The sequence below is a fragment of the Polaromonas sp. P2_G11 genome (assembly GCF_056403595.1).
On record NZ_JBFUFE010000006.1, the window covers coordinates 220,436 to 235,335 of the forward strand.

At 61.7% G+C, this 14,900-nt stretch carries 16 protein-coding genes; 9 read left to right on the forward strand and 7 right to left on the reverse strand.

Features of this window, described 5'->3' with window-relative positions; all coding sequences use genetic code 11:
- The first annotated feature begins 17 nt into the window (after positions 1-17).
- Together AC1DWQ_RS21110 and AC1DWQ_RS21115 are read left to right on the forward strand one after the other, a co-directional pair.
- Positions 18-2,312: a xanthine dehydrogenase family protein molybdopterin-binding subunit gene (locus tag AC1DWQ_RS21110; protein WP_477671396.1), complete on the forward strand. Its 2,295-nt coding sequence runs from the start codon at positions 18-20 to the stop codon at positions 2,310-2,312.
- Entirely contained in the window at positions 2,312-2,860 is a 549-nt protein-coding gene (locus AC1DWQ_RS21115; protein WP_477671397.1) for a nucleotidyltransferase family protein, read from the forward strand. The genes AC1DWQ_RS21110 and AC1DWQ_RS21115 overlap by 1 nt, the downstream gene beginning before the upstream one ends.
- 116 nt (positions 2,861-2,976) lie before the next feature.
- Here the strand turns inward: AC1DWQ_RS21115 and AC1DWQ_RS21120 are convergent, their stop codons facing one another.
- Together AC1DWQ_RS21120 and AC1DWQ_RS21125 are read right to left on the reverse strand one after the other, a co-directional pair.
- Entirely contained in the window at positions 2,977-3,501 is a 525-nt protein-coding gene (locus AC1DWQ_RS21120) for a superoxide dismutase family protein (RefSeq protein ID WP_477671398.1), read from the reverse strand.
- 87 nt (positions 3,502-3,588) lie between these two features.
- Positions 3,589-4,134, reverse strand: a complete 546-nt coding sequence (locus AC1DWQ_RS21125; RefSeq protein ID WP_477671617.1) for a gamma-glutamylcyclotransferase — start codon at positions 4,132-4,134, stop codon at positions 3,589-3,591.
- A 120-nt stretch (positions 4,135-4,254) separates the two neighbouring features.
- Here AC1DWQ_RS21125 and AC1DWQ_RS21130 point away from each other — a divergent pair, with 120 nt between their 5' ends.
- The 3 genes from AC1DWQ_RS21130 (at position 4,255) to eda (ending at position 7,501) form a co-directional block, all read left to right on the forward strand.
- On the forward strand, positions 4,255-4,839 hold the full coding sequence (locus AC1DWQ_RS21130) for an OmpA family protein (protein ID WP_477671399.1): 585 nt from the start codon (positions 4,255-4,257) through the stop codon (positions 4,837-4,839).
- 164 nt (positions 4,840-5,003) lie between these two features.
- Positions 5,004-6,821: a phosphogluconate dehydratase gene (gene edd, locus AC1DWQ_RS21135; RefSeq protein WP_477671400.1), complete on the forward strand. Its 1,818-nt coding sequence runs from the start codon at positions 5,004-5,006 to the stop codon at positions 6,819-6,821.
- Positions 6,812-7,501 (forward strand): bifunctional 4-hydroxy-2-oxoglutarate aldolase/2-dehydro-3-deoxy-phosphogluconate aldolase, encoded by a 690-nt coding sequence (gene eda / locus AC1DWQ_RS21140; protein ID WP_477671401.1) that lies wholly within the window; start codon positions 6,812-6,814, stop codon positions 7,499-7,501. The genes edd and eda overlap by 10 nt, the downstream gene beginning before the upstream one ends.
- 73 nt (positions 7,502-7,574) lie before the next feature.
- On the opposite strand, the gene gloA is transcribed toward eda, so the two are convergent.
- From gloA to AC1DWQ_RS21165, 5 genes are all read right to left on the reverse strand, one after another.
- Entirely contained in the window at positions 7,575-7,985 is a 411-nt protein-coding gene (gene gloA, locus AC1DWQ_RS21145) for a lactoylglutathione lyase (RefSeq protein ID WP_477671402.1), read from the reverse strand.
- 147 nt (positions 7,986-8,132) lie between these two features.
- On the reverse strand, positions 8,133-9,848 hold the full coding sequence (locus AC1DWQ_RS21150) for an ATP-binding response regulator (protein ID WP_477671403.1): 1,716 nt from the start codon (positions 9,846-9,848) through the stop codon (positions 8,133-8,135).
- Positions 9,849-9,949: 101 nt separating this feature from the next.
- Positions 9,950-10,351: an N-acyl amino acid synthase FeeM domain-containing protein gene (locus tag AC1DWQ_RS21155; protein WP_477671618.1), complete on the reverse strand. Its 402-nt coding sequence runs from the start codon at positions 10,349-10,351 to the stop codon at positions 9,950-9,952.
- Positions 10,321-10,623, reverse strand: a complete 303-nt coding sequence (locus tag AC1DWQ_RS21160; RefSeq protein WP_477671404.1) for a hypothetical protein — start codon at positions 10,621-10,623, stop codon at positions 10,321-10,323. The genes AC1DWQ_RS21155 and AC1DWQ_RS21160 overlap by 31 nt, the downstream gene beginning before the upstream one ends.
- 367 nt (positions 10,624-10,990) lie before the next feature.
- The gene (locus AC1DWQ_RS21165; protein WP_477671405.1) at positions 10,991-11,554 is read right to left on the reverse strand and encodes a PaaI family thioesterase; all 564 of its coding nucleotides are present in this window, start codon (positions 11,552-11,554) and stop codon (positions 10,991-10,993) included.
- Between the two features lie 48 nt (positions 11,555-11,602).
- On the opposite strand from AC1DWQ_RS21165, the gene AC1DWQ_RS21170 reads away from it, so the two are divergent.
- From AC1DWQ_RS21170 to AC1DWQ_RS21185, 4 genes are all read left to right on the forward strand, one after another.
- On the forward strand, positions 11,603-12,082 hold the full coding sequence (locus AC1DWQ_RS21170) for a MarR family winged helix-turn-helix transcriptional regulator (protein WP_477671406.1): 480 nt from the start codon (positions 11,603-11,605) through the stop codon (positions 12,080-12,082).
- Positions 12,075-13,364, forward strand: coding sequence for an MFS transporter (locus AC1DWQ_RS21175; RefSeq protein WP_477671407.1), 1,290 nt, complete (start codon positions 12,075-12,077; stop codon positions 13,362-13,364). Before AC1DWQ_RS21170 ends, AC1DWQ_RS21175 begins: the two co-directional genes overlap by 8 nt.
- A gap of 17 nt (positions 13,365-13,381) precedes the next feature.
- Positions 13,382-13,855, forward strand: coding sequence for a MaoC family dehydratase (locus tag AC1DWQ_RS21180; protein ID WP_477671408.1), 474 nt, complete (start codon positions 13,382-13,384; stop codon positions 13,853-13,855).
- A 69-nt stretch (positions 13,856-13,924) separates the two neighbouring features.
- Positions 13,925-14,899 (forward strand): magnesium and cobalt transport protein CorA, encoded by a 975-nt coding sequence (locus AC1DWQ_RS21185; protein WP_457279273.1) that lies wholly within the window; start codon positions 13,925-13,927, stop codon positions 14,897-14,899.
- The last annotated feature ends 1 nt before the right edge of the window (position 14,900 follow it).

Here is a 14,900-nt window from a genome sequence, read left to right on the forward strand (position 1 = left end):
TAAAGAAGGAGAACACCATGTATTCCAACGCCTCAGACACCTTCGACATCGCCGCTCAACTGCCAAAGGGCCTTCAAGCCCTGATGCATAAAGCGCAAGCAGCTACCAAAACCATAGCAGATGCTGAACTGCCTCGCCGCAGTTTCCTCAAGGTTGCAACCGCCGGTGGCTTTGCACTCGGCGCTTTTCCGATGCTGACGCAAGCGCAAACCATGGCCACAGCGGGTGCACCGGCTGCGTCCAGCCTCAAGCCGACCCAGCAGCCCTCGGCCTTTGTGCGCATTGACAAGGACGGCACGGTGACAGTCACGATCAACCGGCTCGATTTCGGGCAGGGCGTGCAAACCGGCCTGCCCATGATCCTCGCCGAAGAACTCGACGCGGACTGGAGCCTTGTGAAGAGCCAGCATGGCAACGCTGACCCGGCTTATGTGGATCCGGCTTTCGGCATGCACCTCACGGGCGGCTCGGGCTCGATCAAAAACTCCTACACGCAGTACCGCGAGCTCGGCGCGCGCACCCGCGCCATGCTGGTCTCGGCCGCCGCGCAGCAATGGGGCGTTGATGCAAGCAGCCTGCGCACCCAGCAAGGCGTGGTGATTGGCCCCGGCGGCAAGCGCCTGACGTACGGCGAGCTGGCCGAAGCGGCCATGAAGCTGCCGGTGCCGGAGGCCGTCACGCTCAAGGACCCGAAACAGTTCCGCATCATCGGCAAGCCCACGGGCCGGCTCGACGCGCGGGCCAAATCCACCGGCGGGCAAAGCTACGGCATCGACGTGCGCCTGCCCGGCATGCTGACGGCAGTGGTGGCGCACCCGCCGGTGTTTGCCGGCAAGCTCAAGTCACTGGATGACACCGCGGCCAAAGCCGTTCCCGGCGTGAAGGCCGTGCTGCGCGTGCCGCTGGACCGCGGCGGCGAGGGTGTGGCCGTGGTGGCCGAGGGCTACTGGGCCGCCAAGCAGGGCCGCGATGCGCTCAAGGTCGAGTGGGACACCAGTGGCGTCGAGAAGGTCGACAGCGTGCAGCAACTGGCCAGCTATCGCGCGCTGGCGCAGAAAACCGGTGCGCTCAAATACAAGGACGACATCAGCAAGCTGGCGTCGGCGCCCAAAAAGATCAGCGCCGAGTTTGTCTTCCCCTATCTGGCCCATGCGCCCATGGAGCCGCTCAATTGCACGGTGCAGCTGAGCGGGCAGGGCGCTCAGGCCAAAGCCGAACTCTGGCTGGGCACGCAGATGCCGGGCCTGGACACGATGGCCGCTTCCAAGGCTCTGGGCGTGGCGCCGCAAAACATCAAGATGAACGTGCAGATGGCGGGTGGCGGTTTTGGCCGGCGCGCGATTGCCACCAGTGATTACGTGGTGGAGGCTTGCAATGTGGCGAAGGCGGCGCGCGGCGCAGGATTGACGGCTGCAGTGCGTACGCTGTGGAGCCGCGAGGACGACATCAAGGGTGGCTACTACCGTCCCATGCATGTGCATCGCGCCGAGATCGGTTTTAACGACAAGGGCGATATCCTGGGTTGGGACCACGTCATCGTCGGCCAGTCCATCGTCGGCGGGACGCCGTTTGAAGCCTTTATGGTCAAGGACGGCGTGGATGGCACCATGGTTGAGGGCATGAAAGAGCCTTACGACATCCCGATGCGGTTGTCCGTACATCACCCCAAGCTCAATGTGCCGGTGCTCTGGTGGCGCAGCGTGGGCTCTACCCACACGGCGTACGTCATGGAAACATTGATTGACGAAGTCGCGCGCAGCAGCGGGCAAGACCCTGTGGCCTGGCGCATGAAGCAGTTTGGCGGCAAGCACCCGCGCCATGCGGCCGCGCTGCAGCTGGCGGTCGACAAATCCGGTTATGGCAAACGCACTTTGCCCGCCGGGCGCGCCTGGGGCGTGGCGGTGCATGAGTCGTTCAACACCGTGGTGGCTTATGTGGTTGAGGCATCCGTCAAGGACAACGTACCGGTGCTGCACGGCATTACCGCAGGCGTGCATTGCAACCTCGCCATCAACCCGACCAGCGTTGAAGCGCAGGTGCAGGGTGCCGCGCTGATGGGTTTGTCGATGTGCCTGCCGGGTGCAGCCATCACGCTCAAGGACGGTGTGGTCGAGCAAAGCAACTTCGGTGACTTCCCGGTGCCGCGCATCACCGACATGCCGACGGTTGCCGTCTTCATCGTGCCCAGCGCCGATGCGCCCACGGGCCTGGGCGAGCCCGGCTTGCCGCCACTGGCACCGGCATTCGCCAATGCCATTGCGAAGCTCACCGGTAAACCGGCGCCGCGCGAGCTGCCTTTCAAGCTGGCGTGATGGCAGGCGGCAAGCCCACGGTGCTGGTGCTGGCCTCAGGCCGGGGTGAGCGCTTTGCCGCGTCGGGCGGCGGCACGCACAAGCTGCAGGCGCTGCTGGCCGGCAAGCCGGTGCTGCAGCACACGCTGGACGCCGTGGCTGCCAGCGGCTTACCCTGGCACCTGGAAGATGCCGGCCACCCTGGCATGGGCGACTGCATCGCGGCCGCCGTGCGGGCCACGCCCGAAGCTGCGGGCTGGTTGATTTTGCCGGGTGATTTGCCGCTGGTGCAGGGCACCACGTTGCAGGCGGTGGCCGACGCGCTGGCGCAGCACGCGGTGGTGGTGCCGGTGTTCAGAGGCACGCGCGGCCACCCGGTCGGGTTTTCGGCCGCGTGCCGCGATGCGTTGCTGGATTTAAAGGGAAATCAGGGTGCGGCGCCCGTTGTACGGGCGCAAGCAGCTATCAATTCTGTAGCATTCATTGACGTGACCGATGAAGGCACAGTCACCGACATCGACACGCTGGACGACCTGCGGCGTGCGGAAGAGTTGCTCGCCGCTCGCTGATTGCGGGAGGCGTGGGGGTCCATTCAAGCCTGAGCCGCGGAACCGGCTTTGCCGGGCCGCAGGCGGAGCACCCCCTGAGGGGGCAGAGAGCTACGCGAAGCGAGCGAACGTGGGGGCTAGCTTTTTATGACTGCGCAGGCCAGCCGCGGGCCGGAGTTGCCGGTGGGCTGGGTCTTGTAGTCGTCGGGGTCACGGTGAACGATCAGGCCCTTGCCGACGATGTCGGTCGTGCCGCTGCCGACTGAGAGGGTCTTTGATTCAAAGCTGAATTTCGCGACGCCGCTGGCATCGGCTTTCAGGCTGGGCAGGTCGCCTGTGTGGTGGGCCATGTCGGCATGGCTGCCGTGCTGCTGGCCGGTGGGGTTGAAGTGCCCGCCTGCACTCATGCCGTCGCCGCTGGAGCAGTCACCTTTTTCATGCACATGAAAACCGTGCTCGGCATTGGGCTTGAGGCCGCGTATCTCGCCCGAAACCAGTACCTTGTCCCCGCTCTGCACGAAGCTGACGGTGCCGCTGGCGGTGTTGCCGGTGGTGCTTTGCAATTGGGCCACGGCGCGCGGGCCACTCATGGATGAGGCGCAAGCGGCCAGTACAAAGGCGGCGGCAAGGGCGGTGGCAAGCGGTGCCAGGTGGTATTTCATGATGCAGGTCTCCTGATGGTTGATTCAGTGGCTGACTGTAGGGCGCCTTGCCCCTGCTGACAAGGCCGGGGCCTCCGCTGTCTGGGCCTATTTGGCCAGCTCCAGCAGCTTGCCCAGTGCGTGGTCGTGAATTCCCAGGGTTTTAAGTTTGTCGTAGGTGAGTTGCGCATATTCGCGCGTGGTGCCGTAGCGCCCGCACGAGTCCGAAAAGATCTGCCGGTAAACGTCTTCGCTGAGCACGCCCGTATGGTTGGGGCTGCGCTTGGACAAGGTGAAGGCCAGCGCCCGCACATTGCCCCCTGCAGTTTGGCAACGCAGCCACTTGGGGTCGTACACGCCGTTGGGCATTTCGCGTTCCCACAGCGCGGGCAGGGCGCCGGCAACCTGCGCCTGCGGTATCCGAAACACCATCCCCTTGCAGCTGCCGCCGTGCAGGAGGCCAAACACCAGGCCCGGGCATTCCGGCGTGCCGCGGTTCAGGCGGCTCCACATCTTCAGGGCGCGGTGGTAGCCGTGGATGGTCGCAAAACGTTCCTCGGCATGTTCAAACTCCGGACGCCAGATGAGCGAGGCATAGGCGAAGATCCAGAGATCGCTTTTACCGCCCCATTCGCGGATGACGGTCTCAAGCATGTGGTCCGGGTTGCGGGAAACGCTGATGCCTGGGCTGGCGGCTTGTTTGGCTGAATTTTCCACAGCCGCACTTTACAATGCGCTGAGTTTTTGTGACGGATTTAGTGACGGGAGTGGGCAATGTTTTCTCAGGACGATGAAGGCCAGCAAGGCTTGGTGTTGGCGGTCGTTCTCGGCCTCGTGGCCTTCGTGATCGCGCTGGTGGTGGGGCTCTGCGTGCATCGGCTCGGCCGGTCGCCTTCCGCCGCTGTTGTGCCTGCCCAAATATCCCTGCCCGTGCCCCCCGTGCCAGAGGTGGCGCCGACGCCTGCCCTGCCAGCCAGCACCGTGGACCATACCGCGAACATTGCCGGCCGGGCTTCGCAGGCTGCAGCCGACGCCGCCAGCGTGAAGGTGGAGCAAGGCGCGGTGCGGTTTTATTTTGCCTCGGGCGATGCAGACCTTGCGGACGGTGCGGGTACTGCCCTGGGCGAAGTGGTCAAGGCCGCCAAGGCTGGCCGCACGCTGGTGATCACCGGTTTTCACGATGCCACAGGGGACGCCCAGAAAAATGCAGCGCTTGCCCGGCATCGCGCCCTTGCCGTGCGCGAGGCACTGAAGCAGGCCGGTGTTTCCGATCGCCAGATTGTGCTGAAAAAACCCGAGCAGCTTGTAGGCGGCGGCAGCGACGCCGAAGCGCGGCGTGTGGAAATTACCCTGCAGTAAAGCCGCACCCGCGGGTTGTTTCAGAACTTTGCAGAACAGCTTTTGCCGCTGCGTTTCGTAACCACCTGGTAACCATGCGGCGGTAAACAGGCCGGTAACCCGTTACCATAGAGTCAGTAATAAAGTTACATACCCAGTGACTTGACCATGACCGGAGTTACAACATGGCCCTTCACCCCGCAGTTTTAAAAATCACCGCCCGCATCGCAGAGCGCAGCCTTCCCACGCGCAGCGCCTACCTTGCACACCTGCGCGCTGCCGCCAGCCGCGAACCCGGCCTGGACCGCATGGGTTGCGCCAATGTGGCGCATGCTTTTGCTGGCATGCCGTTGGACGACCGCTTCAAGGTGGTGACCGAGCGTAAGCCCAACATCGGCATCGTCACCGCCTACAACGACATGTTGTCGGCGCACACCCCGCTTCAGGCCTACCCGGCTTTCATCAAGGACGAGGCCCGCAAGCTGGGCGCCACGGCGCAGGTGGCTGGCGGCGTGCCCGCCATGTGCGACGGCGTGACGCAAGGCACCAGCGGCATGGAGCTCAGCCTCTTCAGCCGCGATGTGATCGCCATGGCGACCGCCGTGGCGCTGTCGCACGACATGTTCGACGCGGCGCTGATGCTGGGCGTCTGCGACAAGATCGTGCCGGGCTTGCTAATAGGCGCGCTGCAGTTCGGCCACCTGCCCACGGTGTTTGTGCCGGCCGGGCCCATGACATCGGGCATTCCCAACAAGGAAAAAGCCCATGTGCGTGAGCAGGCCGCGCAAGGCCTGGTCGGCCGTGACGCCCTGCTTGATTCCGAATTCAAGTCCTATCACAGCCCCGGCACCTGCACCTTCTACGGCACCGCCAACAGCAACCAGCTGCTGCTTGAAGCCATGGGCCTGCACGTGCCGGGCACCGCGTTTGTGAACCCCGGCAACGCACTGCGTGAGGAGCTCACGCGCGAGGCGGCACGCACCGTGCTTGGCATCGTCAAGGCGAAGCGCTTTGCGCCCATCGGCCAGATCGTCGATGAAAAAGCCATTGTCAATGCCATGGTGGCCCTGCTCGCCACCGGGGGCTCCACCAATCACCTGATCCATTGGGTAGCCGTTGCGCATTCGGCCGGCATCGTGATCGACTGGAATGATTTTTCGGACCTCTCTGACGTGGTGCCGACGCTGGCCCATGTCTACCCCAACGGCAGCGCCGACGTGAACCAGTTCCAGGCCGCAGGCGGCCCCGGCTTCATCATTCGCGAGTTGCTGGATGCGGGCTTCATGCATGAAGACGTGCTCACGGTGCGTGAAGGCGGCATCCGCGAATACACACGCGAGCCGGCGCTGGCCGGCGCGGCGCTTGTCTGGCACGACGCGGGCGCTTCCAAAGACGAGGCCATCGTGCGCACGCCTGCCAAACCTTTCAGCGCCACCGGGGGTCTCAAGCTGCTGCAGGGCAACCTGGGCCGTAGCGTGATCAAGGTCTCCGCCGTGCCTGACGACCGCCATGTCATCGAGGCATCGGCCCGGGTGTTTGATTCGCAGGAAGCCTTGCACATCGCCTTCAGCGCTGGCGAGTTGAACCGCGACGTGGTGTGTGTGGTGCGCTGGCAAGGCCCGCAAGCCAACGGCATGCCCGAGCTGCACAAACTGACGCCGCCGCTGGCCGTGTTGCAGGGCAAGGGATTCAAGGTCGCGCTGGTCACTGACGGCCGCATGAGCGGCGCTTCGGGCAAGGTGCCGGCCGCCATTCATGTGTCGCCCGAAGCCGCTGCCGGCGGCCCGCTGGCCAAGGTGCGCGACGGTGATGTAATTCGTGTGGATGCCATCACTGGCGAATTGAAGGTGCTGGTGAACGATGCAGAATGGACCGCGAGGCCGGTCGACACCATGCCTGCCGATTTGCGCGCGGCCAACGGCATCGGCATGGGACGGGAGCTGTTTGCCGGTATGCGCCGTCACGCGCTGACGGCTGAAGAAGGAGCTTTATCGTGGATGTGAACCTGAACGTCAGCGGAAAACTGACCCCCCTGCAGATCATGCAGGACGCCCCCGTGATACCCGTGATTGTGCTGACCGACGTGAGCCAGGCGGTGCCGCTGGCACGTGCGCTGGTGGCCGGTGGCATTCGCATGCTCGAAGTCACCTTGCGCACGCCGCAAGCGCTGGCCTGCATTGAGGCCATTGCACGCGATGTGCCGGAAGCCGTGGTGGGTGCGGGCACTGTGCGCAGTGCCGCCGATGCCCAAGCCTGCGCCATGGCCGGTGCACGCTTTGCGGTGAGCCCCGGTTACACCCATGCGATGGGACAGGCCTGTAAGGATTCCGGCCTGCCGCTGCTGCCAGGGGTGGCTACCGGAAGCGAGATCATGATGGCGCAGGAGGACGGCCTGACGGAACTCAAATTTTTCCCGGCCATGCAGGCGGGTGGCCCGGCCATGTTGAAGGCCTGGAACGGACCATTCGGCGACGTGCGGTTTTGCCCGACGGGCGGCGTCACGGTGGCCAATGCGCCTGAGTTTCTGGCGCTGCCCAATGTGGTGTGTGTAGGCGGGTCCTGGTTGACCCCTGCGGACACGCTGGCTCGCGGCAACTGGTCACACGTCACTGCACTGGCTTTTCAGGCCTGCCAGCTGGCACGCAATGCTGCCCGAGCCTGGCAGCCTGCCCGCTATTTATGAGGAAAATAGCGCTCCCAGCCTTGCTGGATGAGCGCAAGCCGCTATTAAAAGAATAGCAGCGAAGTGCAATGAACTAACGCAGGCCAGCGCCCGAAGCGCTTTCATCGCGCTGGATCAGCTCAATCTTGTAGCCGTCCGGGTCCGTCACAAAGGCAATCACCGTGGTCCCGCCCTTGACCGGGCCGGCCTCACGCGTGACGTTGCCGCCAGCGGCCTTGATCTTGTCGCAAGCTGCATAGGCGTCAGGTACGCCCAGCGCGATGTGGCCAAAAGCCGTGCCCATGTCGTAGCTTTCGGTGCCCCAGTTGTAGGTCAGCTCGATTTCGGCCTGCGCCGGGTTGCCTTCATAGCCCACAAAGGCCAGGCTGTATTTGTACTCGGGATTTTCCGAGGTGCGCAGCAGCTTCATGCCAAGAACCTGCGTGTAGAAGTCGATGGAGCGCTGGAGACTGCCAACGCGCAGCATGGTGTGTAGGAGTCGCATGGTGATGAAGGTGGGGAGTGGCGGACTGCCCATTGTCGCCAATCTTCGCTCCCTGTGCAGGCCGCATGCGTAGGGATGCAAAGCTGATGGCGATGCATGCCGCGCAATGACCGATGAGGGGCTTCGCGCGGTGGGATTTCCCCGGGACTACCTTGTTGCCGCCAAAGCCTCCAGCATTTTTCCTTGCAGCAACTTCATGTCGCCATTTTTCAGGATGTAGCCATTCATGCCGGCGTTCAAGGCTGTCCTGACATCAAGCTCATCGGAGTTCCCGGAAAGTGCGAGGATAAAAATACCCTGATGCTCCCAATCCCGCGAGCGAATCGCCTGGGTCGTTTGCACGCCGTTCAAACCGGGCATGTTCATATCCATCAAGATCAAATCGACGCTTGGTGTGCTGTCCAGGTGGGCCAGAACCTGGCGCCCCCCTTCGGCCTCCAGCACTGTCAAGCCCCAGCTTTTCAAGCGCTCGCCCACCATGATGCGGTTAAGTTCGTCGTCTTCGGCCAATATGACGGTTCTGCCTTCCAGCACATTGCCGGGGATGGCCGGGCTGGCTGCCTGCCGAGGCGCTTCCGGCGCTGCGGCGGCCTTGCCCATCCCGGTTTGCGGTATTGGGGGGAAGGTCAGCGTGAACTGTGTAAATTCACCGACCGCGGAATCGCAATGAATGTCACCACCAAAGCTTTGCATGGTGCGTTTGCAATACGACAGCCCAAGGCCTGTCCCCTCGGCCTTTCCTGAGGTCATGAAGGATTCAAACAGGTGTGCCAGCACCTCCTTGTCGATGCCCGGGCCCGTGTCTCTGACGGTTACCTTGTGATCGTCTATCGTCAGTACGATTGTTGCGCCGGACTTTTGGTCGAGGTAATAGAGCGCGTTCTTGATCAGGTTGAAGAGCACAAAAACATAAGGGGTTTCGTCCCCGTAAAAGGTGAAGTCCTTCACGACACGCACTGTGACACTGTCACGTAAGTTGCCACCATCACTGCGCAGGTGCCGATCGGGAAAACTGTATTCGTCCACCGCCTTCTGAGTTATTTTTGCGGCGGATAAATACTCAAATTTGCTTCGGTCCACCGCGCTGGACTTGAAGGATCCCAGGATCAGGTCAATCACCTGGTTACCCCTGTGTACAGCGATCTCCCCCATGTTGACAAACTGGCGCATGCGGGAAGTGTGTTCGGCGGGGACCGCGATACCGTTCGCGGGCAGCATTTCCCCGATACTCTCCAGGCTCATCTTGGCCTGTGCGAGCGGGTTGCGCATTTCATGGGCGATCGAGCCGGCAAGGGAGTTTGCAATGCGCAATTTCTCGGCATCTATCTGCTTTTCCGAAAGCTTGAATGCGGCGCCGCCGATAAGAATCAGCAGGTAGGCCGGAAGCTGGGCCACCATGTCCATGGGGATTGAGGGGTTGGGCGTGATGGCGACGTACAGCAACGCCGCGCTGCCGCAACCGATTACCAACATGGCAATCGTGTTGCGCCAGTCGGCGATCATGACCAGAAAACTGAGTGCGATAAAACAGTTGGAGATCGCGGGGATACCTCCGTGCCGCTTCAGCGATAGAAATACGTTGAAAAACGGCAGGCAATAAATCAATGCCCAGTAGGAATAGGCGAAGTAGTATTTCTTCAGCTTCTGGGGCCAGCGATTTTTCATCGCCAGCGCGGTAAAGAGAATTACGACCAGCACCCGCATTCCCAGGTCATCGTAGGGACGAGGATTGGGTTTCGTGAACCGTATCAGGTAAAACACCACATAGGTCAGGGCGCCTACGATGCCAATGTATTTGAGCAAGGGCCTGCCATGTGCGTGGTAAGCCTCATAGTGGCCAAAGAGTCTTTTTAACCAGCCCATATATATTTCAATCCTGTTGACGCGGAAAAACCATCAACAGCAGCTTCTTCCGGTCTCTGGTGGAGGATGCGGCTGCAATATGAAATATTCCCGTGCATGACTTACTGACAGTCAGACGATTTGAGAATGTCCGGTACCTGTCCATGTATCAGGGCAAACGATTCGTCCGCCCCATCCACCCGTATATTGTTGGCGATGGTGGAAAACCCGAAACGCCTGTACAAGCGGCTCAGCACCGGCGTGCAGGAGGCAAAGAGGTCTTGCCCATCGGTATGCCGCGCAAGATACGAAACACCCAAAAATATGCATCGCTTCACAAGATCGGGGCCGCTTCTGTAATCAGGATTGAGCACAAGGCGCCCGATTTCCCAGCTGTTTCGGCAGGTCTCTGGCTCAATCAATTGTTTTTCCGCCAACAGCTTTTCAAGTGAGGTCAGCCCCTTGTGCATGGGAACCAGCCTCAAGGTGCCAATCACCACGCGTTGGAACTCAAACGCAAACACAAAGCCCAATTCGTCTCTTTTTTTTCTTGTTCAAAAAACCGCGCGTCACGGCATCCTGACGGCAGGTTGATGTGGCCGCGCAGGCTCTGGACCTTTTCCATCTTTAACGGAGTATCCAGATGGCAGAGCGTGATTTCCTCGGCGAAGTTTCCCCGGGGAGATGCCGAAATGAAGGGTGTTCCGCCGGTGAGGAAAATGGCGCCTGGAGCATCCATCGGCTGGTGCAGAACCTGAAAGGGGGTTGGCGCATGGTCGTTCGGGGAGGTAATCATTGCGTTGCATTTCCAGGTTGAGTGCTTGTCTTGCCAAATGCTCTTATTCTTCTTTTGATGTTCGCGCAGTCTATGCGCCGTGCAAGGCTGAATCAAGCCTTACCCTGTCAGATATAACAGGGGCTTCCCCGCATATTCCGCTTGAATAGCGGGGCGAATCGAAAAAAGAACATAAATTGTCCGCATGCGGACAGTCTGCCGGGATTTTTGGTCCTGGTGTGAGCCCTTCTTCAAGGATCTCTCGGTCAGGTCATCGAACCGGCTTTTTGGGGGGGCATGCCGGCCAAGTGGCGTAACTGGAGAATTTTCCGGTGACCGTGGCGGTGGATGCGTCGGGGATTTCCATTCACCGCCACATTGGCTTGTATCAGGTGCCTTGGTCAGCCTTGGCTCCCCCGACCTCAAACACCAGACAGGTCGTGGTCGCATGCGCATACAGCTTGCCGTCCGGCCCGACGATGCGGCCCTCGGCCGTTGCCAACTGGCGGCCGCAGTGGATCACCGTGCCGATGGCGCGCAGCGGGCCGGTCTTGTGTGAGGCGGCACGCACGATGTTGATGCTGAGTTCGGCGGTGGTGTAGGCCCGGCCGACCGGCATCATGGTGTGCACGGCGCAGCCCACGGCGGAGTCGAGCAGCGTGGCGTACCAGCCGCCGTGCACAGTGCCCAGCGGGTTGTAGTGCTTGAGCTGCGGCGTGCCCTGGAAGGTGGCTTTACCGGGCTCAACCTCAATCAGGGAGAAATCCAGTGTTTCAGCAATGTGGGGGTAGGGCAATTGGCCGGCGAGCATGGCCTGCATCACTTCCATGCCGGTCTTGCCTGTGACGTCTTCCGGTCGGGCCAGACCAGGTTTGCCGCCGCCGTCCATCATGCGGGCGCGCACTGCGGCGCTTTGTTCCATCCACTGAGTCAATGTGTCTTGCAGGGTCATGGCATTTATAAATGTTGCATATACAATGATTGTAGCTACAATCAAATTATGAGCGAGAAAACCCGCCTGTCAACCCAGGCCGAACTCAAAGTGCAGGGCTGCACCAATGTCAAGCTGCGCCAGCTGATGCGCCGCGTCGCGCACCACTACGACCTGGAAATGACCAAGGCCGGACTGAAGACCACGCAGTATTCCCTGCTGACTTATGTGCTGAAGCTGGGCCCCATGCGACCGGGCGAGCTGGCGCGTGGCATGAAGATGAGTGCCTCCACCCTCACGCGCAACCTCAAGCCGCTGATCGACGCCGGCTGGATTGAGCTCGCCGCAGGCACCGATGCGCGCAGCCGTACCGTGGTGCTGACTGACGCGGGCCGTGCCAAGCGTGAGGAGGCCCGATCACGGTGGAGGGCTGCGCAGGAGCAGCTCAACGCACTGTTGGGCGCCGGGCGTGTGCTGGCCCTGCATAACCTGATCAACGAATCTTTAGAGCTTTTGTCCCCCATCGAATCTGGAGCTGATGATGAGTAACCCCGAGCCTTCCCCGTCCAGCGTCACGCCTTCCGCTTCTTCCACTGCACTGCCGGCGCGCCGCATCGCGATGTGGCTGGTCCTACTGGCTGCCGGCGGCACCTTTGCCCTCACCATGGGCGTGCGACAGACCATGGGCCTGTTCCTCTCTGCGCTCAATACTTCGACCGCACTGGGTATCGGCAGCATCAGCCTGGCCTTCGCTTTCGGCCAACTCTGGTGGGGGCTGACGCAGCCCTTCGCCGGCGCGGTGGCTGACCGCATCGGTACTGGCCGTGTGATCTTCATGGGTGTTGTGTTGGTGGCGATTGGCACCATCATCACGCCGCTGATGACCAGCACAGCCGGCCTGATCTTTGCCATCGGCGTGCTTGCGGCGGGCGGTGCCGGGATGGCCGGGCCTTCTGTGCTGATGGCCGCCAGCACACGCCTGGTGCCGCCTGAAAAGCGCGGCCTGGCCACCGGCATCGTCAACGCGGGCGGCTCTTTTGGGCAGTTCGCGATGGCGCCTATCGCCATTGGCCTCACAGCCGCTGTCGGCTGGGCCAGTGCAATGCAGTGGCTGGGCGCGCTGGTGCTGCTGGCGGTGCCTGCGGTGCTGGTGCTGAAAGGCAATTCGAATGCGCTGGCAGCCCAGGCTGCGGCGGCCTCGGGCACGAAAGCGCTGAGCGCACGTCAAGCCATTAGCCAGGCCATCGCAACGCCTAGCTATCGTTACCTCGCGGCGGGTTTTCTGGTGTGCGGTTTTCACGTGGCGTTTCTGGCGACTCACCTCCCCGGCGTGATAGCGGCCTGTGGTTTGCCGCCCGAAATTGGCGGTTGGTCGCTTGCGATGATTGGCCTCTTCAACATCGTCGGCAGTCTGGCCATGGGTTGGGCCGTCGGCCGCTGGCGCATGAAGTCCTTGCTGGCGCTGCTCTATACAACGCGTGGCCTCGCCGTACTCATCTTCCTGCTGGCGCCCAAGACCCCGGCCGTGATGCTGATCTTCGCCGCCGTCATGGGCGTGACCTTCCTTTCGACCGTTCCACCCACGGTGGGCCTGGTCGCCAAGATGTTCGGTACGGCCAACATGGCCATGCTGTTCGGCGTGGTGATGTTGTCGCACCAGGTGGGTGGTTTCCTGGGTGCTTATCTGGGCGGCTATATATTCCAGGCAACCGGCAGCTACGACTGGGTCTGGTACATCGACATCGTGCTGGCCACAGGCGCCGCGTTGGTGAACCTGCCGATCCGCGAAGCGCTGCTGCCGCGGCAAATGGCTGCCAAGGCCGCAGCCTGAAGGTGAAAAAACAAGGCATGAGCAAGGTCCCCAAAACCGCCGCTACCGCATTGCGCTACCTTGAGGACTTGCAGCCCGGCGACCGCTTCGTCAGTGGCGAGCACGCGCTGGATGAGGCGCAGATCACCTCGTTTGCCGCGCAGTTTGATCCGCAGCCATTTCACCTGGACCACGAAGCAGCCAAGGCCACACTCTTTGGCGGCTTGGCCGCGAGCGGCTGGCACACGGCGGCTGTCACGATGCGGCTGCTGGTGGGTGGTGGTTTGCCGCTGGCCGGCGGAATCATAGGCGCAGGGGGCGAGATCAGTTGGCCCAAACCCACGCGCCCCGGCAATGTGCTGCATGTAGAGACAGAAGTGGTGAGCGTGACGCCCTCAGCTTCGCGGCCCGATAGAGGCAGGGTGGTGGTGCGCAGCCAGACGCTCAACCAGCACGGCGAGGTGCTGCAGCAATCCGTCTACAACCTGGTGGTTCCGCGCCGCCCATCCTGATCTCAGCGTGACGGCATATCAGCGCTGTGCCAGAATTCACGCAGGCAGACAACTTGCGGGAAACATCAGATGCTTATCAATTGCGTGGTCTACCAGAACGGCACCAAGCTTGCCGACATCCCGGTCACCGAGATCAGCGACTACATCTGCCGTCCCGATGCTTTCGTCTGGGTGGCGCTGCAGGACGCCACGCCGGAAGAGCTTGAAGAAATGCAGCATGAGTTCGGCCTGCATGAACTGGCGGTCGAAGATGCCCGGCACGGCCACCAACGCCCAAAAATCGAGGAATACGGCGCTTCGCTGTTTTCGGTGCTGCACCTGATTGAGCAGTCCAACGACAAGCCGGGCGAACTCCACGTCGGCGAGGTGGATGTGTTCACCGGGAAGAACTATGTACTCTCGGTGCGCAACCGCAGCCAGAAGGGGTTTCTGGGCGTGCGTGAGCGCTGCGAGCGCGAACCGGAGCTGCTGCGCAACGGTTCGGGTTTTGTGCTGTATGCCCTGATGGACGCGGTGGTTGACCGTTACTTTCCCATCCTCGACGCACTCGAGACCGAGTTGGAGCTGATCGAGAAGGAAATCTTCACGCCCGGTGCTGCGCGAAAGAACATCGAACGGCTCTACGAACTCAAGGGCAGCGTGATGGTGCTCAAGCACGCAGTGGCGCCGCTGCTCGAAGGGGCCAGCAAACTCTATGGCGGCCGGGTTCCTCAGATCTGCAGTGGAGTGCAGGATTATTTTCGCGACGTGGTTGACCATTTGTCGCGCATCAACGCATTGATCGAAAACATGCGTGACACCATAGGCACTGCTATCCAGGTGAACCTGGCGATGGTGACGATTGAAGAGAGCGAAGTGACCAAGAAGCTCGCGGCCTGGGCCAGTATCTTTGCGGTCTGCACGGCGTTTGCCGGCATATGGGGCATGAACTTCGAAGCCATGCCCGAACTCAAATGGCGTTACGGCTACCTCATGGCCATCAGCATGATTGTGGTGGCGTGCTCTTTACTCTATTGGCGTTTCAAGCGCGCACGCTGGCTTTAAG

Bases quoted from the DNA above. Each gene is read 5' to 3' on its own strand.
- AC1DWQ_RS21110 (WP_477671396.1), top strand. From the start codon at position 18: ATGTATTCCAACGCCTCAGACACCTTCGACATCGCCGCTCAACTGCCA.
- AC1DWQ_RS21115 (WP_477671397.1), top strand. From the start codon at position 2,312: ATGGCAGGCGGCAAGCCCACGGTGCTGGTGCTGGCCTCAGGCCGGGGT.
- AC1DWQ_RS21120 (WP_477671398.1), bottom strand. From the start codon at position 3,501: ATGAAATACCACCTGGCACCGCTTGCCACCGCCCTTGCCGCCGCCTTT.
- AC1DWQ_RS21125 (WP_477671617.1), bottom strand. From the start codon at position 4,134: ATGCTTGAGACCGTCATCCGCGAATGGGGCGGTAAAAGCGATCTCTGG.
- AC1DWQ_RS21130 (WP_477671399.1), top strand. From the start codon at position 4,255: ATGTTTTCTCAGGACGATGAAGGCCAGCAAGGCTTGGTGTTGGCGGTC.
- edd (WP_477671400.1), top strand. From the start codon at position 5,004: ATGGCCCTTCACCCCGCAGTTTTAAAAATCACCGCCCGCATCGCAGAG.
- gloA (WP_477671402.1), bottom strand. From the start codon at position 7,985: ATGCGACTCCTACACACCATGCTGCGCGTTGGCAGTCTCCAGCGCTCC.
- AC1DWQ_RS21150 (WP_477671403.1), bottom strand. From the start codon at position 9,848: ATGGGCTGGTTAAAAAGACTCTTTGGCCACTATGAGGCTTACCACGCA.
- AC1DWQ_RS21160 (WP_477671404.1), bottom strand. From the start codon at position 10,623: ATGATTACCTCCCCGAACGACCATGCGCCAACCCCCTTTCAGGTTCTG.
- AC1DWQ_RS21165 (WP_477671405.1), bottom strand. From the start codon at position 11,554: ATGACCCTGCAAGACACATTGACTCAGTGGATGGAACAAAGCGCCGCA.
- AC1DWQ_RS21170 (WP_477671406.1), top strand. From the start codon at position 11,603: ATGAGCGAGAAAACCCGCCTGTCAACCCAGGCCGAACTCAAAGTGCAG.
- AC1DWQ_RS21175 (WP_477671407.1), top strand. From the start codon at position 12,075: ATGAGTAACCCCGAGCCTTCCCCGTCCAGCGTCACGCCTTCCGCTTCT.
- AC1DWQ_RS21180 (WP_477671408.1), top strand. From the start codon at position 13,382: ATGAGCAAGGTCCCCAAAACCGCCGCTACCGCATTGCGCTACCTTGAG.
- AC1DWQ_RS21185 (WP_457279273.1), top strand. From the start codon at position 13,925: ATGCTTATCAATTGCGTGGTCTACCAGAACGGCACCAAGCTTGCCGAC.